13 protein-coding genes are annotated in these 23,768 nt (G+C 44.6%); 4 read left to right on the top strand and 9 right to left on the bottom strand.

Annotated features, from left to right (window positions below):
- Positions 1-30: 30 nt before the first annotated feature.
- From R8G66_01650 to R8G66_01640, 3 genes are all read right to left on the bottom strand, one after another.
- Positions 31-3,900 carry a hypothetical protein gene (locus tag R8G66_01650; GenBank protein ID MDW3191028.1) on the bottom strand — a complete coding sequence of 1,290 codons (3,870 nt, stop codon included), beginning with the start codon at positions 3,898-3,900 and terminating at the stop codon, positions 31-33.
- A gap of 75 nt (positions 3,901-3,975) precedes the next feature.
- Positions 3,976-5,022, bottom strand: a complete 1,047-nt coding sequence (locus R8G66_01645; GenBank protein MDW3191027.1) for a S8 family serine peptidase — start codon at positions 5,020-5,022, stop codon at positions 3,976-3,978.
- Positions 5,023-5,044: 22 nt separating this feature from the next.
- A complete protein-coding gene (locus tag R8G66_01640; protein MDW3191026.1) occupies positions 5,045-6,148 on the bottom strand; it encodes an AraC family transcriptional regulator in 1,104 nt (367 codons plus the stop codon).
- Between the two features lie 120 nt (positions 6,149-6,268).
- Here R8G66_01640 and R8G66_01635 point away from each other — a divergent pair, with 120 nt between their 5' ends.
- On the top strand, positions 6,269-6,628 hold the full coding sequence (locus tag R8G66_01635) for a DoxX family protein (GenBank protein MDW3191025.1): 360 nt from the start codon (positions 6,269-6,271) through the stop codon (positions 6,626-6,628).
- Positions 6,629-6,893: 265 nt separating this feature from the next.
- On the opposite strand, the gene R8G66_01630 is transcribed toward R8G66_01635, so the two are convergent.
- Positions 6,894-7,454: a hypothetical protein gene (locus tag R8G66_01630; GenBank protein ID MDW3191024.1), complete on the bottom strand. Its 561-nt coding sequence runs from the start codon at positions 7,452-7,454 to the stop codon at positions 6,894-6,896.
- 188 nt (positions 7,455-7,642) lie between these two features.
- Between R8G66_01630 and R8G66_01625 the strand changes: the two genes are divergently transcribed.
- Both R8G66_01625 and R8G66_01620 read left to right on the top strand, forming a co-directional pair.
- The gene (locus tag R8G66_01625) at positions 7,643-7,975 is read left to right on the top strand and encodes a PadR family transcriptional regulator (GenBank protein MDW3191023.1); all 333 of its coding nucleotides are present in this window, start codon (positions 7,643-7,645) and stop codon (positions 7,973-7,975) included.
- A complete protein-coding gene (locus R8G66_01620) occupies positions 7,972-10,560 on the top strand; it encodes an FtsX-like permease family protein (GenBank protein MDW3191022.1) in 2,589 nt (862 codons plus the stop codon). The genes R8G66_01625 and R8G66_01620 overlap by 4 nt, the downstream gene beginning before the upstream one ends.
- 32 nt (positions 10,561-10,592) lie before the next feature.
- Here the strand turns inward: R8G66_01620 and R8G66_01615 are convergent, their stop codons facing one another.
- Both R8G66_01615 and R8G66_01610 read right to left on the bottom strand, forming a co-directional pair.
- Complete coding sequence (locus tag R8G66_01615) at positions 10,593-10,916, bottom strand: DUF2834 domain-containing protein (protein ID MDW3191021.1); 324 nt, start codon at positions 10,914-10,916, stop codon at positions 10,593-10,595.
- A gap of 60 nt (positions 10,917-10,976) precedes the next feature.
- Positions 10,977-11,567 carry a Crp/Fnr family transcriptional regulator gene (locus tag R8G66_01610; GenBank protein ID MDW3191020.1) on the bottom strand — a complete coding sequence of 197 codons (591 nt, stop codon included), beginning with the start codon at positions 11,565-11,567 and terminating at the stop codon, positions 10,977-10,979.
- 43 nt (positions 11,568-11,610) lie between these two features.
- Here R8G66_01610 and R8G66_01605 point away from each other — a divergent pair, with 43 nt between their 5' ends.
- The gene (locus R8G66_01605) at positions 11,611-12,363 is read left to right on the top strand and encodes a hypothetical protein (GenBank protein MDW3191019.1); all 753 of its coding nucleotides are present in this window, start codon (positions 11,611-11,613) and stop codon (positions 12,361-12,363) included.
- Between the two features lie 9 nt (positions 12,364-12,372).
- Here the strand turns inward: R8G66_01605 and R8G66_01600 are convergent, their stop codons facing one another.
- From R8G66_01600 to R8G66_01590, 3 genes are all read right to left on the bottom strand, one after another.
- Positions 12,373-14,772, bottom strand: a complete 2,400-nt coding sequence (locus R8G66_01600) for an FtsX-like permease family protein (protein ID MDW3191018.1) — start codon at positions 14,770-14,772, stop codon at positions 12,373-12,375.
- A gap of 215 nt (positions 14,773-14,987) precedes the next feature.
- A complete protein-coding gene (locus R8G66_01595; GenBank protein ID MDW3191017.1) occupies positions 14,988-15,323 on the bottom strand; it encodes a PadR family transcriptional regulator in 336 nt (111 codons plus the stop codon).
- A 734-nt stretch (positions 15,324-16,057) separates the two neighbouring features.
- Positions 16,058-23,365 carry a family 16 glycosylhydrolase gene (locus R8G66_01590; protein ID MDW3191016.1) on the bottom strand — a complete coding sequence of 2,436 codons (7,308 nt, stop codon included), beginning with the start codon at positions 23,363-23,365 and terminating at the stop codon, positions 16,058-16,060.
- Positions 23,366-23,768 lie beyond the last annotated feature (403 nt).

Here is a 23,768-nt window from a genome sequence, read left to right as displayed (position 1 = left end):
TGCTTCCTTAGTCTACTTGTAGTGATTCTATTACTTACCTCCGGCTCCTTCGGCGATTACGAGATCTGAGTAGGCGGTACTGATTAGTAATATGAGGACGCCTATTCCTAATCTGACTTCTTCCGATTTAATTTCCCTACCTAGTACCCCTAACAAAGCAGGTAGTGGAACCATCATCGTGGAGGCTTTCTGCAGATCTGTTTTTTCTTCAGTAGTACCAAATGTGATGTATCCTAGTAAACCAAGTCTGATATTTTCTGAAGTAATAACCGCAACCCCCTTTTCAGCTTTGCTGCCCGGGTCGGATAACAAGATAAAGATCACCAGTGCACACCACTGATACATCCAAACCAGTGTAAGTCCCTCTGGTTGATTTTCAATTTTCTGAGGATAGCCACCGGGCCATCTGAAAATTTGATAGAGTACACCACATCCTAATTGAAGATGTCCGATAATGGGTACAGGCTGAGAAAGTGCAACCTGAGTCGCGCCAAGAATTCCACCAAGTATGGAAATAATACCATTGGCTATCGAGAACCCTAACTTTTCCCCTGATGATAAAGCTACGTCAGTCGTAAAGAATTTGGTTCCTCGTATTTTTTCAATGATCTCCATTGGAATTGCTATGAAGTACCCCAGGACATCCATGAAAGTAATCGAAGGTAAACCCACAAACTTCAGAATATCACTAATAAATGGGATGGTAATCGGTGAATTGAGCGTGTGAAGGACATCTTTGAAGAAATCACTAAGGGCATTTAAAATGTCATCCACTCCGTATTTAAGGGCTTCTACGCCGCTATCAACCACTCTTTGTAGGGTATCCAAAAAGAAACCAATCAATTCTTTTGGTGCATTTTTAGGATCGGTGATCATGCTTTCAAGTTTGCTTCCAAACTCTTCTATTGTCTTTGCTACATCATCGGCGCCCAATTCCGTGATCTTCTCAACAAATTTTTGAACAGGTCCATCCGATTGGTTTCCACTCAGGGATGGAAGTGGATTATTATGACCCATTATTTTGGATAAGAACCACGTGATTTTATGGATGACTTCATCGCCAAAGGATTCACCTGAACCCATGTCGCTTTTTACACCAAAGTATTGTCGGGCTTCATCAATCATGCCGTTAATATCACTTTCAGCAGTATTGAGTCCATTATTGATAACACTCTCCATTTGGGGGATGATACCATCTACGTAATTGAATGTCTGGTTGATGGTCCCCGTGATATAATTCTTGATCCTTTCAATTTCTTGCCAATCAAACAAGGAAGCGAGGAAATCCACGATCTTCACGATCTCAGCTCCAATTTGTTCCAGGACCATACCGATCACTCTTCCGACTTGCTCGACATGGCTGACTACAAACGAAACGGCTTTGTCCGCAAACTGAATGGTCATAGCCACAGCGGATTCAATGCCTCCTGCAACAGCATCTGCCGCATTGATTACCCCGTGTTCAATGTCTTTTCCCAGATCAATGACGCCACCACCTATGGCCATCACCGCCCCTTGAATAGGCCCTTCGATCGCGTGTAGACCCTTACTAGCTTCAGAGACGGCATCTTTTACCACATGGTCGATGCTATGGACCACAACTGATCCGATTTTTACTATATCCTTTCCCGCATCTTCTACACCATGGGCTACATCATCTGCCCCTTCTTTAATAACATGACCTGTATCTTCAACCACGGTCTTGGTGGCATGATAAGCTGCCTTTATGTCATCCCATGGATTCCACCAGCTCAATGCTCCGGCAGAAGAAACACTGGCTCCATTGAGTATTTGTTGTGATTCCTGAGCCGATATGGCTTCGTATTTGGGACCATTTTCTGTGAAATCTATTTTCCAGTGTTTATCATCCATGTCCTCATGGGAAATGGAAGGTGGCGCGAGGCTGTCCACAGCAGGATACTTCACGGCTCTGGCCATGTTCTGGACAGACTTTTGAACGTGATCACAATCCTCTTGAGAAACATTTGGGTGAATACCCAGCGCGTCTCGATTGGTATGAAGCGTTCCATCTGGCATGGCCGCTACTTTTTGGTGTACTTGTCGGTCTGGGAAAATGAGCACATAGTCATTAGCTGCCATCTGATCTGTTCTTACCCTCAGTGCGGAGGTGCCTATGGCTGTGGCTTCTGTCGATATTACCACATTCTGCATGGTGCTCACCTTTAAGCTAGCTGATTGCACCTGATCGATGGTGTAATTCTGATCATCCACGTGGATGGTTATTTGTTTTTCTGCCCAAACTTGCAGGGTTTCTGTGCCTGGGGATACATTAATAATGGATTGATAAGCTTTATAGCTCTCCATTTGGCCCTGCGAATTTTTGCGGTAATCTTCGGTTAACAGCACACTGGACCCAATTTGTGCCTTAGCTGGATTTTCACTGTCGTAGATTTTGAAAGATCCTATATCGCCAAGTAGCTTGGCATTACTTTGGATGATTTCATGCACAGGGCCCCCATAATTTTCTCCCTCGTATAACAGCACCCCAGTTCCGGCACCGATCTTGATCGATCCGATCGTTCCAGGTCTTTGGTCAATTCCTGCCAGGGAAGTACAATCACCATTGAAATGCCAGCATCTTCCGGTATAATTGGGTCCCTCGTACAAGGCGAACTCACCCTGCTTCATCTGGAAGTTGGCCGTATCTGAATATAGGAAGGGGATAGCAGCATGCAGTCCGAAATTTCGGTAGTGAGAACTGGTAGACAACATGTGAACTTCCGTTTTCTTGCTTCCTGTAGCTTGTGAAAACACAGCATAAACATCGAGGTTGGAAGCAGCCAAAAATGTTCTCGAACAATCTGTTTCCGGCAGTGCCGTTCCAGTTTGTATTTCATAATCCTTATAGTTACTGGAGGCGGTGAGAATATGCACTTCTGTAGAATTGGTTCCTGTATCCCATTTCTTACAGATCACCAGATTGCGGTCTCCATCTATGCTGAAATCACATTCAGCTCCGGAAACAGGCCACTCTGTAGCCGAATGAAGGGTAAAATCTTTATAATCACTTGCGGCACTCAATATGTGAACTTCGGTCTTGTTACTTCCACCTTTTTGAAAGATACCAACTAAATCTCTGTTAGGAGCCATTGCGAATTGCCAGTTGTGATCTGTATAGTCGAGACCAGAAACCGCGTGAGTCGTGAAAGTCTGGTAGTTACTTTTGGCACTTAGGATATGAATTTCCGTCTTTCCGGAGCCGGTATTTTGCTTCTCGATCCCAACCAGGTCATTGTTATCAGGAGCGATCACAAAATCCCACCATTCGTCGGTTTCATCAAAAGCGGTGCCGACTTGAATCCCGGCTTTGGCGTAATTGCTGGATGCCGTAAGTTGATGTACTTCCGTCTTATGGGTTCCCGTACCATTTTTCCAGATGCAGAAGAGGTCATTGTCTTTGCCCAATCGGTGAATAACATTGAGGTGTGGGATGCGTACTGCTGGTCCATTTTCAGCACTGAAATCCACTTGTAATCGATGCATCCAGGTATTGGAAGCGGATCCCAGGTTGCTGATGTCTGCTCCTTTTGCGATGTTCCAGGTAGGATCAGACGCTGGAAGATCTTGAATCTTATTCCAATCAAATTGATAGGCATTAAAAGTGTCCTGATCTACGATGTGCCTTAATGATAGTGTTCCGCTTCCATCTTGGTCAACAAGGTAGACTGGCGCTTGGCCTTCTGGCCGAACGAGGCGACAAGTTGTTGGTAAATTAATACCAATGTGACCTGCAAGTATTTGATCATTGTCATAGGAGATATATGTGACTGGATCTGGAAATAAATCCTTTAAAACTTGTGGGTTCGGAATTGGGCGAAGCTTCTCGTCGAGATAAATGGACATTTGTCCATTGACCGAATTTGCAAAAATGTAGATCATGTTGTTACTCAAAAATTGGTTGTGTTTTGCCAAGCTATGGAATGAAGAACCAATTCACCTAATAGCGTAATGAATTTACCGCAGTTGCAGTATGGAGATAGGGGGTATTTCCTGCGATTGCAGTACTAGAATGTCCGGTTGCGTGTGCATCATGAGGAGCGTGCTGACTAAAGCCTTGATCACCAGGATCTGGTCGTTTGCAAAAGATTTGACTACCTCAATGTCCGGATAGGCCGCTAAATCTGAGTTTTTTGGACAAACAATGGCATCCAGGATTTTGTCTGGCGGGGATTGCTGCATTTGCCTGAGCAAGAAAGGATCTGTAAACTTCCCAGGAATAGTTAGCGTTTGAGGAGCAAGGGTTTCTACGTTTTTCAGAGGACCCTTGAGCCGTTCCGTATTCAAAACACCATGTACACATCGGTGCTTAAATTCAGCTGAAACAGGATTGCAGGATACGTAAGTAAGGTTTATGAAATGTTGGTAGTTGACGTTTGGATATTTATCGCGTAAAATGGCTAAATGTCCTGCCAATTTTGTCGTGGCAAATGACGTTCCCTGCATGGTTCGATGGTCGGTTATTACTGCCCCATTCATCAATACTTCCGGTTTTAGGCACTTCCCATCTGGCAAATTCAGACTTCCGGAATAGGGTGCAACTTCACCGGATTCATCTGTTCCACCCACCGATAATACACCTTGATAACAACCTGGTGCACTGAATTGCCCGGCACCCTTGTTACCGATGGCGGCAACAGGTAATATGTCCCTATCTAGTAGCTGCTGTATCAGTGGGATCATAAATGGAGACCCGTGATGTTCTCCAAAGGGCATCGCAACCACATTTACGGGTTGTTCAATCATCCATTCCAAACCTTCCAGTAACCGCAAGGTCAGGTTGGAGTCTTGCACTGCTTCGGCTAGGTAGATATTGCATTCCGGTAGGATCGGAGTGCTTTCCACAGATTCACTGCCTAGTAAAAGCCCCACATTGATGTCCGCGTGAGCAAGGTAATTTGAGGATGTAAGCTCAGGACCACCCGGCCATCGATGGATATGAGAGGATGAGGGAGTCCTGGAAAGTGGTGTGTCGATGAGGCCGATGTTAAGGGTGGTGGACATATTCGGCGAAGATAAAGGGATGTCAGGTTAGGGTGCTTAGGTATTCCTTAGGCGACTGACCTTCCCATTTTCGGAAAGCACGGTTAAATGTACTTTTACTATTGAATCCAGCTGCATAAGCCAATGCCTCCACTGTTTGTTTTTCCAAAAAACCTTGCTGGATCTGATGTTTTGCATAGTTAATTCTGTGCTCATTAATGAAGTTGAAAAAGTTCTGCTGATAGCTTTCATTCAAGAGTTGAGAAAGCATGTATGGTTTGGTATCGATGACTGTCGATAGTTCCTGTAAAGTAAGATCAGATTTGAGATAAATTTCTTGCTGAATGCTCGCTTCCAGGGAGTTGCGCAATGTTGTGATTTCCGGATTGGTAAGCGGAGATTGATTGTATTTTTGATGGCCCTCATTTGAATGATAAATGATCTCCGGGTTATTCCAGGATTTGAAAATTAGACTGGCGATGATGAACAAGATGGTGATCAGGAATAGTCCATCAGCCGTATTGTTAATGGCGTAATAGCCACCTGTGATGATGAGTAGTGAAAGCAAAAGGATCAACCCACCCAAAATGGAGGTGATGACCAAAAGGCCCCGCGACCACTTTAGATTAATGGATGGTATTGTTGATAGTCGGTTTTGACTAGCCAATTCAAAACTTCGGATCAAATTCCGCGTCATGAGCAGATAACCGATCAAATGGATCACCTGTATTCCAATTTCTGATAATGCGATACATTTCAACAAAAAGGTGTCTTGCATCGTGGTGATTTGATCCCGATAGAAATAGGCTGTTGTAAGCATCAGGCTCATGGTCAGAAAGGGAATAAAATGTAAGTATGGTTTCTTCGTTTTGTTACCAACTATGATGGATATGTGTAAATAAATGGAAGGCCCGATGATAAAACTAAGGCCATGAGAAAGGAAATATAAGTACAGCAATAGCCCATCAGACTCAAGTTGTGCGCCTCGCCGCAACACAAAAACAGTCAACACCCCGATCAACATGGCCAGGTATAGATTTGCAGCGCGATTACCCTTGCGATGCAGGGCCAAAAAAGCTGACCAGGTCAAGCCAATGATTGAGACGATCAAGGCAATGGAAGGGATATCAAAACCAATCTGATTCACGGTTCAATTTGTTGGGTCAATTTATAAAGTGCGCCACTTCATACACCATTTCAGACTTTCTTGTCATTTGCCTATCGGCCATAAAGGTCTAAAAAGGGCATTATTCTAAAACTAGACAAAATGGATAAAAGAAAAGTTAAAAATGTATTTGCCTGGATACTTCAGGTCGTGCTTGGATTGGAGTTTATACTGGCTGGGCAGGCAAAATTCACACGGATGGATTCCTGGGCAACCATGTTTAGGGACTGGGGATATCCGGATCATATCTACTTATTGGTTGGAGGGCTGGAGTTGGTAGGAGCAGTATTCGTGTTTATTCCAAAAATGGCCTCAAAGGCTGCGTTAGGCCTTGCGGTGATCATGATCGGAGCATTACTAACACATGCCATTCACATGGAATGGGACAGGGTAGTAGTCACTGGAATTCTTGCGGGATTATGTGGGGTGTTGTTCTGGTTGAGGAAGGCCTCGGTCACCTGAGAAAGCGTGCTTCATTGCTTCGACTTGGGGTCTTCTTCTTCAAAGATATGCTTCCCTGTATTCACGTCAAGTACGATCGCGAAATATGGAAAATCACAAAGAACAACCCTAAATACATGCACTTGATCCGTAGGTTCAATTGACCATAAGGATTCCGCTTCCAACATTGGGAATGCCTCCCATTGTTGATCATTTTTATCAATTGGAAAACGTAGCAGGTCGTAAGGTGCTTTTAGGTCATACCGTACCAATTCACCGCAGGAGATCAGGCAAAAAGAATCTTTAGAATGGAGATATGCCTGATCAATTCCAATATTCTAGGTAAGCTGGATTGCTTCCGACTTTCAATTTCTATCAGATTTAAGTTCTTGTCAATTCGGGTCAAACCCCAACCATCATTGTAACCCAGTAACTTGATAAGATCAATGACTTCTCCAGTTTTCAGGTTGAATTGATAGTAACTATCCTGATTGATAATTTTAATCACATCACCATTTTGATGCATTCTTATTGGTATATCCCATTTGGCGGCAGAGGTAATTCCCTCATATGAGGATTCGATGTATTTAAATGGATAGTGCCGACTTATTGTTTTGGAATAATCATTTGCTTCCTTCTTAATCAGGGAGACGTCCAGGATCACATTGCGTTGAGATTGACTTTCTCTCGAAATCAATAAATGACCAAAGTCAGGCGTTAAGTATTGATAATCAGACTGTTGATGTTTTTCAAGGAAAATGGTAACATCAAGGTCAGTGAAAAACAAACCACCTTCTTCGTAATAACCACTTGCGATCTCAACAGGATTAGGATCCTTTTTTCTCATATCATCAGTTTATCTCCACACCAATAAAGGAATCTGTAAAGCAATATTCTAAAGTAATTGATTCGGTCAAAAGGTCGGTATTTTATCATTCACACTGTTTTAAACGGCTATTGTTTAGATTATATCGGCAAAACCTGAACTAATCTCAAAAACCGTCGTAATATTACATCGGCAAAACCTGATGAAATATGGAAAGAAGTTCAATCGGTGAGTTCGAAGAGCTTTGTTTATTGTGTGTAGGAGTGTTGGATGACGATGCGTATGGGGTCACCATTCAGGCTGAACTACTCAATCGAACGCAAAGAAACATTACCATAAGCACGATTCACTCAACCTTGATCCGACTAGAGAAGAAGGGGTTTCTGGAGAGCAGGATGGGAGGGGCCACCGAAAATCGAGGTGGACGAACCAAACGGCTATTTGCCCTTACGGCAGAAGGCAAGAAAGCGATCCTGACCGCCCGGGATATTCGCAACAATATCTGGGGAGATATCACTAAAATCAGCTGGGATAGTCTATGAGACCTCAGACACCAAGATGGATCAATCGACTGCTGCTTTGGTATTGCAACCCGATCTATGCCAATGAGATCGCTGGAGATCTCGAAGAACTTTTTGAACTATGGGTGCAGGAATCTGGCCCGAGAAAAGCCAGGTGGCGCTATGCCTGGAACGCACTGCTTTTCATACGAATGTACAATTCCAGGTTTGGTCAAAACTCAAATGTCATGAATCCCTTTTACAACATTTCGCACTACCTGAAACTTAGTTTGAGAAATCTGCAACGATTCAAGGTTTTCCATGCCGGAAACATCATTGGTATGGCGTTTGGACTTGGAGTGAGTCTGTTGATTTTGGTCCATGTTGATCGAGAATTGGGTTATGAAAAACACATTTCAGAACACGAGCAGATCTATCGCATCTCCACTCATCAGGAGTGGGCTAAGTCTTCGGTCATCCTTGCCGAGAAGTTGAGTGAGTTCTTTCCTCAAATGAATTCAATCGCCAGGTTTGCCAGATATTCGTCAGGCATGTCTATCGTATCTACGAAACAAGCGCAAACCACTGCAATGGATATTTTTCAGGCGGATAGTACGGTATTTTCGATATTTGATGTTCAGTTGACGATCGGCTCAGATAAGCCATTGACTCGTCCTAATACAGCTGTGCTGAGTGAATCCCTCGTGCAACGGTTGTTTGGTGATGAATCTGCAATAGGACAAATTATTGAGATCAATGACGGCCAGGAATTGGAAGTGGTAGCGGTTTTCAAGGATTTGCCAGCCACCAGCCATCTGAAAATTGATGTGCTCTTGTCCATGGATACTTTTTATGCCAATACTCCTCCGGATTGGGTGAATAATCCAGGCTGGATGGTGATGTATACCTATGTGAAAACACGACCGGAAGTAACATATGATGAGCTAAGGTCTGCCATGCTGGATTTTCAGAAATTCTATATTCCTGAAGAGTATTGGGATGAGTATGGCAACAACTACTTTGAAGTAATGCCATTGACAGAAATTCATTTGAAGTCTCATCGCATTCAGGAAATGGGAGAGAACAGTGATATGACGTATGTGATCATTTTTGGCTCACTGGCATTATTTATCCTATTAATTGCGGCCGTAAACTTTGTCAACATATTTACAGCCATTGGCTTGCGCCGGGTACGCGAGCTGGGTGTCCGGAAGCTGGTAGGTGCAGCAAGGTCTAATCTGATCATGCAGTTACAGATCGAATCCATGTTATCGAGTTTAATTGCTGCTGGAGCAGCAATAGGCTTGGCCATCGCTTTGCTCCCCTGGTATAATCAAGCGATGGGGATGCAAGTAACAGTAGCAATATTTCTGGCTCCGTCCTATCTTTTGATGCTTTTTGGTGTTGCAATCTTGATAGGATTTCTATCGGGGTTGTATCCTGCGCTGTTGGTCACGGCACAAGATCCACTTCAGACAGTTACCAGAAATGAGTCACCTCAATCAACCATTTCTTATTTCCGAAAAGCGCTGATCGTATTGCAATTTTCCTTGTCACTGTTTGTTTTCATCGGTGGAGTGGTTATTTGGGAGCAATTACGCTTTATAGAAGCGCAAGACCTGGGTTACGACAAGGAAAGTGTACTGGCTATCAAAACATATGGTGACTTGAGAGAACGCTTTCATGATCAACATCAACAGATCAAGCATCAGATATCAAGCATCCCTGGCGTGAAAGGAGTAGGTCGCACTTCCAACCTTGTAGGTGAGCAGTTGAGTTATGAGACTTTTAATTTTGCGGAGGAGCCTGCTGAACTTGAAGGAACGATCAATATGATATGGACTGATGAGTCCTTTCTTGCTACGATGGGTATTGCATTAATTGAAGGTGAGAATTTCAGAAAATTAGATACAGGGATTGCCTTTCTTGTAAACGAATCCATGGCCCAGGCACTGGGTGGAGAAGTGGTCGGAAAATTCGCCCGGTGGAGAGATGAACAAGGCCCTATTGTCGGAGTGATCAATGATTTCCATCACTACTCTTTAAAAAATGCCATTGAACCTACCGTGCTCGCTTATCGACCGGAGTGGGCCTCACAATGGTTGGTTCGTATAGAGCAAAGTAATGTGCCGAATAATTTGCAAGAACTGGAATCTTTGGTCAAGGCTACGTCGCCAAACTCGTTTTTCATCTCAGAATTTTTAGAGGCTCGGGTAGCACGATTGTACAAGGGTGAACAACATATGCTAGGGTTGGTAGGTATACTCACTTCATTGGCGCTGATCATTTCATGTGTTGGGCTGCTGGGTGTGGCTTCCGTAGAGATTCGCAGACGAATCAAAGAAGTCAGTATTCGAAAAGTATTAGGTGCTTCTCCTGTCCATGTAATGGGAATACTCAGCAAGCAATTTGCCATAATGACCATCATTGCATTGATCGTGGCACTACCAGCGAGCATCTGGTTTGCACAATACTGGTTAGCGAATTTTGACCTTCAGGTGGGACTGAAGTTTTCGGTTTTTATGGTCCCTACGGTGCTGGTTTGCCTGACCATTTTGGCAGTTGTATTTGCACAGTCTATTCCCTTGCTAAGAAAGAATCCTGGGATGGCGTTGCGAAAGGAGTAGCAGCAGTAATCTGGTTACTGAGAGTAACCAGATTACTGCTGCTGACGCTTCCGGAGATAAAGAAACAAAGGAAAGCCTCCGGCTAAACCTAGCAGCATCGTGAACACCCATACAACCCAAAGATGTTTCATACGACTTTGTTTGGCTTCGTGGTAGCTCCAGATGAAAAACACCGCCACTGCAAAGAACAGATCGATGGCGAAAATCATTGATATACGATTGGCAAACATGCGCTGAAAGGTGGCGACAGGATCCATGTACAACAAGATGTTACCGGTTTCATAGGATTCGATAGTTACCCAAATGTTGGGTAGGATGAATCCGATGATGCAGAGGGTCAAGTAAGTTTTTTTCATGAGAAGTTTTCTTTTACGAGCAAAGAGAACTCCTGGTGAGGAGGCAATTATTGACTTTGGTTAAGATCGTTCCATACTTCGCTTTTTGATGCGACTCAGAGATTCCGGTTTTACGCCTAGAAAAGAAGCAATCTGTGTTTGAGGTACTTTCTGAAATACGGTTGGATTTCTTTTTAGTAATTCAAGGTATCGCTTCTCGGGACTCAAGGTGATCAAAGAAGCGATGATTTCCTGCAGGCTGATCATTTCTTCTTCCATTGCTATTCTGGCTAACTTCTCAAACTTCGTAGAATAGGCCAGGATGCTTTCAGAAGCTTCTATGGAAATGGTGGCAACTTGTGTTTCTTCAGCCGCCTGCAGAAAGAAGGAACAAGGTTCTTGTCTGAGGAAGGAAGAATATGCACTGATGAATGAGCCTTCGTCATAAAAATAGGCGGTCTTTTCTTCTCCATTTAATAGGTAGAACAATCGAACGAAACCTGAGGCATTATAGAAAAATGACTTGGAGATGTCTCCTGCTCGGATCAAAAAATCACCTTTTTGGTAGGTATGAATGGGTACCAAATCACGCAGCATATGCACTTCTTCGGGAGTGATGACCATGAACGAAGACAATCGGCGGATGAACTTTTCGAATGCTTGATCTTTCATGAATTAAAGATAAGTGTCCGTATCTTTAGTGACCTGATTACTTATGGATATCACAGGAAACCTAAGAGATGTCAACATCATCAAACCCAAAAGGCACTTTGATCCGAGTGTAGATGATGATCATTGGAAAGTTTTGTTCGAGAGACACTTCCAAAACCTTCAATCACTCAATGCGATTTCGACTTTATGGATCTCAGGGTTATCAAAATTAGGACTGGATCATAGTAAACGACCTCTTGCCGAAGACCTGAACATGGTTTTCAAAAATTACACAAGATATACCTTCATTCAGACGAATGATCACCTCATTCTGGAACAAAGAGAATGGTATGGCATGATTGCTGAATACAAGATGCCATTGACCTGTTTTGTCAGAACACCACAAGAACTCGAATACTGCGATGAGCCAGACATATGGCATGACATCATGGGCCATGCGCCATTTCTGATCCAGCAAGAATATTCCGATATGTACCAGTTACTGGCACATACTTATATCAGCGCATACGACAACAAACGCACCGATCTGTTACCCGCACTGGATTTTATCGGTGGTATGTTTATTGAATTAGGACTGATCAGGGAAGCCCATGGAATCAAAGCTTTTGGCGCTACTTTTTATTCCTCTTCTGAAGTATTTGAAGCCTATAAGCCGGAAAACCAGGTCCAATTTAATTTGGATGCCTTGGCTTCCGGCGAGTCTTACGACCGTCACAGTTTTCAGGGTAAATACTACATTTTTGATTCGTTGGATCAAGTAATACAGATCATACAAAACATTGCAGCAAAGCTTTAGTAGCAGAGATCACTCCGTCCGCAATCCTTCGCTGGGATTGGCTATGATACGGCTGAATGCAGCTGCGGTGATGAACAATATCGCTATGATCATAATGGATAAACCAATCATTGTCGAGTCAAGAATAGGTGCTGACAGATAAAACTTGTAGATCGATGACAGCACCGCTTTACTAAGGAATACGCCACTCACGATCCCCAGAACAATTGATAAGCCGATGATCCAACCAAAAGACCGGTAAATAATGACCAATACCTGGCGAGAAGTAGCCCCTAATACACGTCGGATACTGATCTCCTTCGTTCGTTTAGCAATGTTCATCACCGCCAGGGAGAAAATTCCAATGGTACTCAATAGAGATCCTAGAATGGCAATGCTCATGAAGATCAACTTCAGGTTTCGTGCATCTCTGGTTGCATAGAAGGAAGATATCATCCGTTGACCTTGTCCCCGGTAAGGGGTATCAAAGTTATCAGACCAATAAGCCTTCAATTCATTCTCCAATGCTTCTGTGTCGGAGGCCGTTGTTTTTAGTATCAGCATGCCGTAATTCGTAGGGTCAGCCGCCAGATAAGCGACTGGTCTTCTTTTGTAATCAGCAAAAACTTCATGTATGATATCCGAAGCCACACCAACCACGATTCTTTTGACGCCATCAAATTCAACTTGCTGACCTAACGGATTACTTTGGTCCAGGTAACGGAAGGCAAATTCTTCGCTGACAATGATGGATCGTTCCCGATCCGATTCAGAACCTGTAATGAATTTTCTGCCCTGAGTCACATTGATTTCCATCGTTTCCAGATAGCCTTCGCCAATTTTGAATGTAGTAATCTCCAAATCTGCGGTATCGGAAGCTAAGGTGCTCAAGACACCTGCGGCGCCATGATGATGTTGCGTACCGATCACATGAGTGGTCGAAGCAAGTTGATTGAGATCGTTCCTCACTTGTTCGAAATCTTGAGGTGAATCCAATGGAAGCATGGCCACCTGATTGTAATTGTAGCCCAGATCGATCTCTCCGAGGTATTTATTGTTTTGGCCAAAAGTCCAGGCACATATAAGTAAACATATAGAAACCACATACTGACCGATGGTCAACGATTTTTGAAACCAGCCCACACCTTTTAGAGATTGTTTGCCACTGAGAATGATAGAAGGAGAGAATTTCCACGCATACATGGCCGGAAGAATGCCTGCCAAAAAAGTACAGATCAGGAGGAATGTCAAAACAAATGGGATGAATCGCAAAATGCTGACATCCTGCAATAGGAAGGAGACCCCAAACAATCCAAAGAGTTGTTCTGAGATAGGATTGGCCATGAGCAGAGCAATGATGAAGGCGAAAAAAGTGATCACAAGCATTTCCATCATGAATTGCTCAAACAATTTGAAGTTAGTGGTACCAAGGGTTTTACGAATGCCTATCTCACGAACACGTTTGGTCATCAATGCGATAGATGTATTGGCGAGATTGAAACAAGTAATTAATAAGATCAGCAGCGCCATGATACTAAAAATGATCAATGCTGAAGCCCGGACCCGATTGTTAGTGGGAGAGGAGTAGACATATCCATCTGTAAGCAAAGGATCAATTAAAGGATGAACTTCGATCTCAGAAATTTTCCAATTCTCCTGTTTTTCATTTTGTTCGGGTAAAAATTCCTGAACAGCAACTGCTACCTGATCAGGTACCTTACTTCTAAATAAGAGGGCCACATTATCGCTCCGTTTCCAGCTGGATGCGGAAGATTCTAACACTTTGAGAACAGCTTCGTGATTGACCAAAACATCAAAATGAAAGCTTGTGTTTAATGGAATCTTTTCAAAGACACCCGCTACCTGTAGATCAATTCCTTTTTCCTGACCGATGAAAATCGTAATGGTTTCTCCAATGGGAGAGAGGTCATCAAAAAGTTGTTCGGCTGTTTCTTCTGTGATGAATACGGCAGATTCATCTTGTAGGCTTTCGTTGCTACCACTTTTAAGCGGAAGATCGAACATGTCCAGGAAGTTTGATCGGGCAGAAGCAACGGCTTGTGAGAAGTATTCCCCACTTGACTGATAATTGGTATTCGCTACCTTCAGGGTTGCCTGATGAATATCAAAATAAGTCACTTCTTCTACGCCTGGAATCTCTTCTTCCACTTTATCGATGAATGGAATTGGCACATATTCATATCGCAGCGGTTGCTCATTATACCAACGGATGCTGTGCATGCGATGAACATCCGCTGAGTTTTTATGGAAAAAATCGAATTCGAGGTTGTAGGCGTGTAACATGTACACGGTGAAACAAAAGCCCAGAGAAAGACCAAGGCCAATGATGTTGATCAGTACCGGACCAAGGTTCTTACGTGTGTTTCGCAAGGCCACCTTGACGTAGGATCGATAGAGTGAAGTGTTCATTTGAGTTTTTGATTTTTTGACCGAATATTTTTTAAAGCACCGGATGACGTCCCACCAAAAAGACAGACCAAGTCTCATGTTGGAGAAATTCCGCAGTTGTCGGCGTTCATGCATTTCTTCGAGATCGCCTTCCAGTTCCTCCAGCCGATCTTTCCGACAGTACCACCGGAAAAACTGGAGAGCCAGCTTTGGGGGTTCCCGATAGGTTGGAGCACTCATGACAGGTTCTGCAAGGCAGGTTTAGGGATTTGATAGCGCAGCTGATCACGCAATGCCTGAATATCGTCCAGTGTCTTCACGCCAAAAGCAGTCAGGAAAAACAACCTTTTTCGTTTACCGCCGCGACCACTTCCTGGCTCACCTAATCGGGATTCTAGGTAGCCTTTCTCTTCTAGTCGGTACAGGACCGTATGAATCGCACTGATGTTGATGTTCTTGCCTGTTTGCTTTTTGTACTCATCTACGATGGATACAGAATAGGCCTGATCATAGAGTACACCTACGAGTAGGAGTACCAATTCTTCAAAGTTTCCAAGTTTCAGGTTTTGCATAAACTTTCACAATTGTAAGTATAATACTGGATGTGCCCGGGAAAAGTTTCACAATTGTAAGTATTATATTGAATCGATCATAAAAAACTACCCATAAGCTCTAAGCGATATTGAAGTGATGAATAAGTAGCTTATATAAGATGGCTCATTTCTGCACCCAATAATGCCCTGGTGATCTCAACAGTCCCATGAAACAAAAAAGAGATTTCACAGCAAATTTTATGGTGCCATGTGGCTTATACTGGCTCGGCCATGATGCAAGTGAACGTGTCATGGAAGTTTTTTAACCCCTCATGGTAGCAAATTGCCCGTCATGGGAGTCCGTTAACCCTTCATGGTGGCTATGAACCACGTCATGGAAGCCCTTTTACCCTTCATAGTAGCTACCTTACCCTGCATGCTTCTCTTTTGTGTGCTCATGGGAGCCATGGAGCTGCCGGGTGCTAGCATGGTGGTATAAAATTTGGCATGATACTTAAATTATTTGCATGACGGAATAAACTTCGGCATGACCATACATGATATAGGCATGGGCATGTAAATATTAGCATGGAGGGTAGCTCCATCGACATGGTCAGCTGTTGGAAGGCATGAAAGTCATTCCCGAAGCATGACGCAACAGAAGCATAATTCTTTTTAATCCTTGAGCCTATTCAAAACAAAAAAAGCCGCTCTCCCGATAGCCATCGGGATTGAGCGGCCTTTCCATTAATATGAGAGTTAGAGTTAAAAGTTTACTGTTTATTGATTCGAAGTGTGATCACCTCTTCATCATTCGTTACGCGTAGCAAATAGATGCCATCAGGTACATCCCGTACATCCAGTTGATTGACGCCAGTGGCTTTCAGGATCACTTGCCCAGAAAGGTTAATTAGTTCAAGCTGACTATTTTCCTGGACGCCTCTGATATTCAGCGTTTCAAGAACCGGGTTAGGGTAGATGCTGACCTCTTCCAGTTGACTGATGTCGAAGGTTTTGATCTCTTCGACACGATCTGAAGCCTCTCGGGTAAGTACATTGACGCTGCCACCCGTGCTACATCCAGAGATCTCTATGTCGTCCACGAAAATGTTTCCGCCTCTTCTCACTGGACGTTTTTTGAGTCTGAATCGAGTTGCAGAGGAAAATGGACCACTCAGGTCTACGGATACGAATGCTCGTTGTTTATTGACAAAATCCGTATTCACTGTCCATCGGTCCACTTCTACGAATGTATTTCCACCATCGGTAGACATTTCCAGAATTAGTCCGCCATCATCTTTCACACCGAAGGACAAGAAATTGAATGAAATGCTCAGGTCTTCGAATGAGGACAAGTCCAGATTCGTGGTACGAATTCTTCGTTTCACTTTCACAGAGAACTTGCCTGAATTGGCCAGGTACTTGCTTCGCACCAGGTTCGCACTTCTTCGGTTCCATCTCCAAACCCCATCATTCACTTCGAAATCTGCGAGATCCACTAACGTATCGGAACATGGAGGAGCTGCTGTAGTTGTGCTAAGAACATCACTGGCCGCTGTATTGCCTGCTGCATCATAGGCTTCAACCTGCACCTCATACGTGGTGGAAGCAGTCAAACCATCAAAAGTGAATGAAGTGGTGGCGACTTTGTCCTGTAAGACACCATCCAAATAGACATTGTACCCGACCACACCAACGTTATCGGTAGATGCAGCCCAGTTTACATCAAATGATGTATCCGTTACATTGGCAGCGGTCAGGTTAGCAGGTATACTTGGAGCTTCTACATCAGCAGTGCCATCGTAGAAGTAAACATTGTCAATAAAGGCCGTAAGGAATCCAGCAGGACCTCCGGAGAAGATCAGCTGAGCAATGTTCTCTCTGGAAGCCAGGCCAATAAATTCTGACAGAGGAATATCGAAGGATACCCATTCGTTCTGTTCAGGATTATCAAACGCCAGTTCATACTCATTGTCATCTCCACCACCGAAGGCTCCATCGGGTCCGAAATCTACCAGCTTCACCCTGAATACTGTCGCATTCGGAGACCACAGGTCAAATCGGAAATTCGTCATGTTGGACGCATCGATCTGATTGGAGACCGTTTCGATTCCGACAAAGCTCAGTGTCGTGTATTTCTTCATGGCACTTCCATCAATCAGCACATCTTCCAGTGTTGCCACCGACCAGCTTGTTCTCCAGGTATCTACCGGAACATCATCATACACATCACTGAACATGGAGATCACCTGAGCGGGTGCTTCTGTAGGGTCGGGAGCGGCCGTTGCTGGCTCAGGAGTCGCCAGAGGTCCGGTGTAGAAATAGATATTATCGATGAACGTGGTGAACTCGCCCGCAGGATTTCCTGAGAAAATCAACTGAGCCAGGTTCGAGCGATTGGTCAACCCGGCAAAGGCAGACATAGGAATATCGAAACTCACCCATCGACCTTGATCAGGATTTTCGTAAACGATCTCATGTTCGGTATCATCATCACCACCAAATGCGCCATCTGGTCCAAAATCAACCCACTTTACACGGAAGGTTTCTCCATCCGGAGACCAGTAGTCAAAATGGAAGTTGTCCATGCCGGATGCATCGATTTGGTTAGCTACTGTTTCGATACCCACAAAGCTTAGGTTCGAATACTTCTTCATCGCACTGCCATCGATGGTCACATCTTCAAAGTCGGCCACGGACCAACTCGTTCTCCAGGTGTCTACAGGTACATCTGTGTATTCATCACTGAACATAGAAATGACGTCTGCCTGATCCTGCGTTGGGGTCGGAGCCGCGGTTTCCGGCGCAGTAAGTTTTTTGTAGAAGTACACATTGTCAATGAACGCCGTAGCTGCTCCAGCAGGAGCGGCCGCAAAGATCAATTGAGCAATGTTCGTTGTGTTGATCAGGCTAGTGAAATCAGATAAAGGAATGTCAAAACTATTCCACTGACCAGGAAACGGATTGTCAAAAGTGATCTCATGCTCCGTTTCGTCACCGGTTCCGAATGCACCATCTGGCCCGAAATCAACCAGTTTCACTCTGAATTGGGAAGCATCTGGTGTCCAAAGGTCAAATCGGAAGTTGGTCATATCAGACGCATCAATTTGATTGGCCACCGTTTCAATACCCACGAAATTTAGGTTGGTGTACTTCTTCATCGCACTACCAGCAATGGTCACGTCCTCGAAGGTGGCGTCAGACCATACGGTTTTCCAGGTATCGACAGGCACATCCGTGTACTCGTCACTAAACATGGAGATCACATTGGCCGGATCCTCCGTTGGTGCATCCGCGGCCACAGTAGGTTCTGTGGGTGGCACAAACTCCTTCTGATACACCCGCACGTAATCAATTTGCATGGTCCCTTCCTGCCATTCGGGAGGAATGGTTCCGGAAAATCCACCCATGGCCACATTCAGCAATAGGTACTGAGGTTTGTAGAAGGGCCAGTTTTCATCGGACTTATTAGCAGGGTTGTAGACGTAATAGGGTACATCATCCATCAGGAACACGATCTCATTTTCATCCCAAATGATTGAATAGTCGTGAAACTCCGTATCGAACGTAGGGTTATTGATCGTTCCAGTGGTCGTAGGTGCACCAAAACTTGCAGGGGTATGGATGGTTCCATGAATAACAGCATTTTGGTTACCAAAGTGCTCCATGATGTCAATTTCCCCTACCGCAGGCCAATTAGTCGTGCCAAATTCATCGAACCAGAATCCTCCGGGCTCATTTACTTCACGTCCTAACATCCAGATGGCAGGCCATGTACCTGATCCAGCAGGAAGCTTTGCTCTTACGTCTACTCGTCCGTAGGTAAAAGCAAACTTAGAGTTCAATCGGGCAGAGGTATAACTTCTGGTCAATCCCTGATCAGTGAAGTTCTCTCTTTTAGCCGTAATGTTCAGTAGTCCATCTTCCACAAATGAGTTGTCCAGACGATCGGTGTAATGCTGCTCTTCACCATTGAACCAGCCACCTGGCGTAGGGATTTGAGTCTGGTGATGCCAATTTTCATTACATACCGCCCCGGATGCATCGAACTCATCTGCCCATACCAGTACGTAATTGTCACCTACAGGTACATTACCAGTCAATCCTGACTCACAAGGAACTACTACATCGTTGTAGAAATATACGTTATCAATAAATGCAGTAGCTGCTCCGTCAGGCATACCTGCGAAGATCAACTGCGCGATATTGGTCGTATTGGTCAACCCTGCAAAATCGGTCAAAGGAATGTCGTAGCTGATCCATTCGCCTTGAGCAGGGCTTTCATACGTGATTTCATGCTCGGTTTCATCACCGGTACCGAAGGCACCATCAGGACCAAAGTCTACCAGTTTCACCCGGAATTGCGTCGCATTAGGCGTCCACAGATCGAATCGGAAGTTGGTCATGCCAGAAGCGTTGATCTGGTTAGTCACCGTTTCGATTCCCACAAAGGTGAGGTTGGTGTATTTCTTCATGGCACTGCCATCGATCACCACATCCTCAAAATCTGCCGCTGACCAGCTGGTTCTCCAGGTATCAACTGGAACATCAGTGTAGCTATCACTGAATAAGGAGATCACATTTGCCGCATCCTGGGTTGGTGCCGCTGCCGCTACAGTAGGTGCATCACCGGAACCAGTAGATCCATTGTAGAAATATACATTATCAATGAAAGCAGTAGCTGCTCCGTCAGGCATACCAGCGAAGATCAACTGCGCGATATTGGTCGTATTGGTCAACCCTGCAAAATCGGTCAAAGGAATGTCGTAGCTGATCCATTCGCCTTGCGCAGGGCTTTCATACGTGATTTCATGCTCGGTTTCATCTCCGGTACCGAAGGCACCATCAGGACCAAAGTCCACCAGTTTCACTCGGAATTGCGTCGCATTGGGCGTCCACAGATCGAATCGAAAGTTGGTCATGCCGGAAGCATCGATCTGGTTAGTCACCGTTTCAATTCCCACGAAGGTGAGGTTGGTATACTTCTTCATGGCGCTGCCATCGATCACCACATCCTCGAAATCCGCTGCTGACCAGCTGGTTCTCCAGGTGTCAACAGGTACGTCGGTGTAGCTGTCGCTGAACAAGGAGATCACATTCGCCGCATCCTGGGTTGGTGCCGCTGCCGCCACAGTAGGCGCATCACCGGAACCTGTAGATCCATTGTAGAAATACACATTATCAATGAAAGCAGTAGCTGCTCCGTCAGGCATGCCTGCAAAGATCAGCTGCGCGATATTGGTCGTATTGGTCAATCCTGCAAAATCGGTCAAAGGAATGTCGAAGCTGATCCATTCACCTTGAGTAGGGCTCTCATACGTGATTTCATACTCGGTTTCATCACCGGTACCGAAGGCACCATCAGGACCAAAGTCTACCAGTTTCACCCGGAATTGCGTCGCATTGGGCGTCCACAGATCGAATCGGAAGTTGGTCATACCAGAAGCATCGATCTGGTTAGTCACCGTTTCAATTCCCACGAAAGTGAGGTTGGTGTATTTCTTCATGGCACTGCCATCGATCACCACATCCTCAAAATCTGCCGCTGACCAGCTGGTTCTCCAGGTATCAACTGGAACATCGGTGTAGCTATCACTGAACAAGGAGATCACATTCGCCGCATCCTGGGTTGGTGCCGCTGCCGCTACGGTAGGTGCATCTTCTGGACCTGTGGATTCATTATAGAAATACACATTATCAACAAATGCCGTAAATAATCCCGCAGGAGCACCTGAAAAGATCAATTGTGCCAAATTGGATGTTGATCCAAGGTTGACAAAATCTGACATAGGAATTTCAAAGCTTACCCATTGACTTTGCGCAGGGTTCTCATAGGTGAGTTCATGTTCAGTATCGTCTCCACCACCGAAGGAACCATCCGCTCCAAAGTCCACCCACTTGACGCGGAATGTCTCTGCTTCAGGCGTCCAAAGATCGAAATGGAAATGACTCATGCCTGAAGCATCGATCTGATTAGATACGGTTTCAATGCCAACAAAGCTCAGATTGGTATACTTTTTCATGGCACTGCCATCGATTACCACATCTTCCAATGCTGCAGAAGACCAGTCGGTTCTCCACGTGTCTACTGGTACATCGGTATAATTGTCGCTGAACATAGAAATCACATCTGCCGCATCCTGCGTAGGAGCAGGAGCTGCCACCACAGGCTCAGGAGTGACCACACTGCCTGAATAGAAATATACATTGTCGATGAATGCAGAGAATGCTCCGGCAGGATTACCCGACAGAATCAATTGCCCTAAAGCAGATCGGCCACCTAATCCCGAAAATGCGGACATAGGTATGTCGAAACTTACCCATTGACCCAGATCTGGATTTTCATAGGCTATTTCATGTTCGGTATCATCACCGCCGCCAAATGCACCATCTGTTCCAAAATCTACCCATTTGACACGGAATGTTTCTGCATCAGGTGTCCATAAATCAAAATGGAAATTTTCCATTGCCGAGGCGTCGATTGGGTTTGCTACTGTTTCAATGCCTACGAAGCTCAAGTTCGTGTATTTCTTAACGGCACTCCCTGCCAGTGTCACATCTTCGAATATTGCATCTGACCAAACGGTACGCCATGTGTCGACTGGAACGTCGGTGTAGGCATCGCTGAACATTGAGATCACATCACCCGCTGCCTGAGTAGGGGTGGGAGCTGCAGTTTCGGGTTCAATTACATCACGATAGTAATAAATGTTATCGATGAATGCGGTAGCTGCCCCGGCTGGCATACCTGCAAAGATCAATTGTGCAATATTCCCAGTTGAGGTCAATCCGGTAAAATCTGATAGAGGAATGTCATAGCTATTCCATTGCGCGATAGAAGGTGATTCATAAGTTAGCTCATGTTCGGTATCATCACCACCACCAAAGGCTCCATCCGCACCAAAATCCACAAGTTTTACCCTGAATTGTGTTGCGTCAGGTGTCCACATATCAAAGTGGAAATTCGTCATGTTACTGGCGTCAATTTGATTACTCACGGTTTCAATTCCTACGAAATTGAGGTTGGAGTATTTTTTCATGGCCGTACCAGCGAAGTTGACATCTTCAAATGAAGCATCGGACCAATCAGTTCTCCAGGTGTCAACTGCTACATCGGTGTAGCTGTCACTAAATAGTGAAATGACATTCGCATCAGGTTGAATAGGTGCTTCGGCAGCTACCTCGGGTTCAGCAGGAGGAATGAACTCTTTTTGATAAACCCGCACGTAATCAACAACCATGGAAGCTTCATTGAATCCAGCTGGAATACTGCCACCGATGCCACCCATGGCAAAATTCAATAGAAGGTATTGTGGCTCATCAAAAACCCACGTATCGCTATTCTGCGTGGCAGGGCTATAAGTATAATAAGGTACATCGTCCACCAAAAACTGGATCTGATCCTGATCCCATATGATCGTATAATCATGGAATGCAGAAGCATAGTCCGGGTTACTAACGGTCCCTGTATTCACCGTTGCTCCAGAACTGGAAGGGGTATGAATGGAACCATGGATTACGGCATCCTGACTACCAAAATGCTCCATGATATCAATCTCGCCACATGCCGGCCAGGTCACATTTCCGAACTGATCATGCCAGAATCCTCCTGGCTCATTGACGTTCCTTCCGAGCATCCAGATGGCTGGCCAGGTACCTGAACCGCCATCAAATCTGGCCCTTACGTCTACACGTCCATAAGTGAACGCAAACTTGGAATTGAGCCGGGCAGAGGTATAATCCCTGCTTAGCCCCTGATCCACAAACGTTTCTCTTTTCGCTACAATGTTGAGGAATCCACCCGCGACAAATGAATTATCCGTTCTGTCGGTATAGTGTTGTTCCTCGCCATTGAACCACCCTCCAGGGGTTGGGATCTGTGTTTGATGGAACCAATTATCCGTACATACAGCTCCGTCTACATCAAATTCATCTGCCCACACGAGAACATAATCTGCTCCCGGTACATTTCCGGTCTCCCCCGGAACACACTGACCAAAAGTCTTCTGGACTCCAAGGCAGAAAAAAAGCATGGCCATCCAGGGGACCAGCTTAATCTGCCACAATCTCACTTCTTTCATTTTTTGGTTTGATTTGGTTAATAGAATTAGAAAGTATCTCAAAATGACGCAGCAACTTGCCGATACTGGTTCAATTATTACAGGTACACGGTTCCGTTACGTCAATTTGATTTTTCAAATTCCATTATAGAATTATACTTTCCAATTATCAGTCTACATCAAAACTACATCCTTGTCAAATTGACAATACATCAGAGGTACAACATGAATTCTTTAAAAAATTGATAATCAAGTATATATATGTTGGAAATTCAATACTGACCTAGCGTCTCATTGTCAATGGACTTGACCTTTACTACTTCACGGAATTATCAGCTTTGTACTAGACGGAAGGATTAGGTTGTTGAATGTTTATCCAATCATGTTTTGTCTATAATTCTTAATTCTATTGGAATAGAGCAAT

The organism is Cytophagales bacterium (assembly GCA_033344775.1).
GTDB lineage: Bacteria > Bacteroidota > Bacteroidia > Cytophagales > Cyclobacteriaceae > JAWPMT01.
Note: the sequence above shows the minus strand (reverse complement) of the source record. Positions and strands in the feature narration are given on the sequence as shown.

Bases quoted from the DNA above. Each gene is read 5' to 3' on its own strand.
- R8G66_01650 (MDW3191028.1), bottom strand. From the start codon at position 3,900: ATGATCTACATTTTTGCAAATTCGGTCAATGGACAAATGTCCATTTAT.
- R8G66_01620 (MDW3191022.1), top strand. From the start codon at position 7,972: ATGAGACCTCAGACACCAAGATGGATCAATCGACTGCTGCTTTGGTAT.
- R8G66_01625 (MDW3191023.1), top strand. From the start codon at position 7,643: ATGGAAAGAAGTTCAATCGGTGAGTTCGAAGAGCTTTGTTTATTGTGT.
- R8G66_01615 (MDW3191021.1), bottom strand. From the start codon at position 10,916: ATGAAAAAAACTTACTTGACCCTCTGCATCATCGGATTCATCCTACCC.
- R8G66_01595 (MDW3191017.1), bottom strand. From the start codon at position 15,323: ATGCAAAACCTGAAACTTGGAAACTTTGAAGAATTGGTACTCCTACTC.
- R8G66_01605 (MDW3191019.1), top strand. From the start codon at position 11,611: ATGGATATCACAGGAAACCTAAGAGATGTCAACATCATCAAACCCAAA.
- R8G66_01645 (MDW3191027.1), bottom strand. From the start codon at position 5,022: ATGTCCACCACCCTTAACATCGGCCTCATCGACACACCACTTTCCAGG.
- R8G66_01600 (MDW3191018.1), bottom strand. From the start codon at position 14,772: ATGAACACTTCACTCTATCGATCCTACGTCAAGGTGGCCTTGCGAAAC.
- R8G66_01635 (MDW3191025.1), top strand. From the start codon at position 6,269: ATGGATAAAAGAAAAGTTAAAAATGTATTTGCCTGGATACTTCAGGTC.
- R8G66_01590 (MDW3191016.1), bottom strand. From the start codon at position 23,365: ATGAAAGAAGTGAGATTGTGGCAGATTAAGCTGGTCCCCTGGATGGCC.
- R8G66_01630 (MDW3191024.1), bottom strand. From the start codon at position 7,454: ATGAGAAAAAAGGATCCTAATCCTGTTGAGATCGCAAGTGGTTATTAC.
- R8G66_01610 (MDW3191020.1), bottom strand. From the start codon at position 11,567: ATGAAAGATCAAGCATTCGAAAAGTTCATCCGCCGATTGTCTTCGTTC.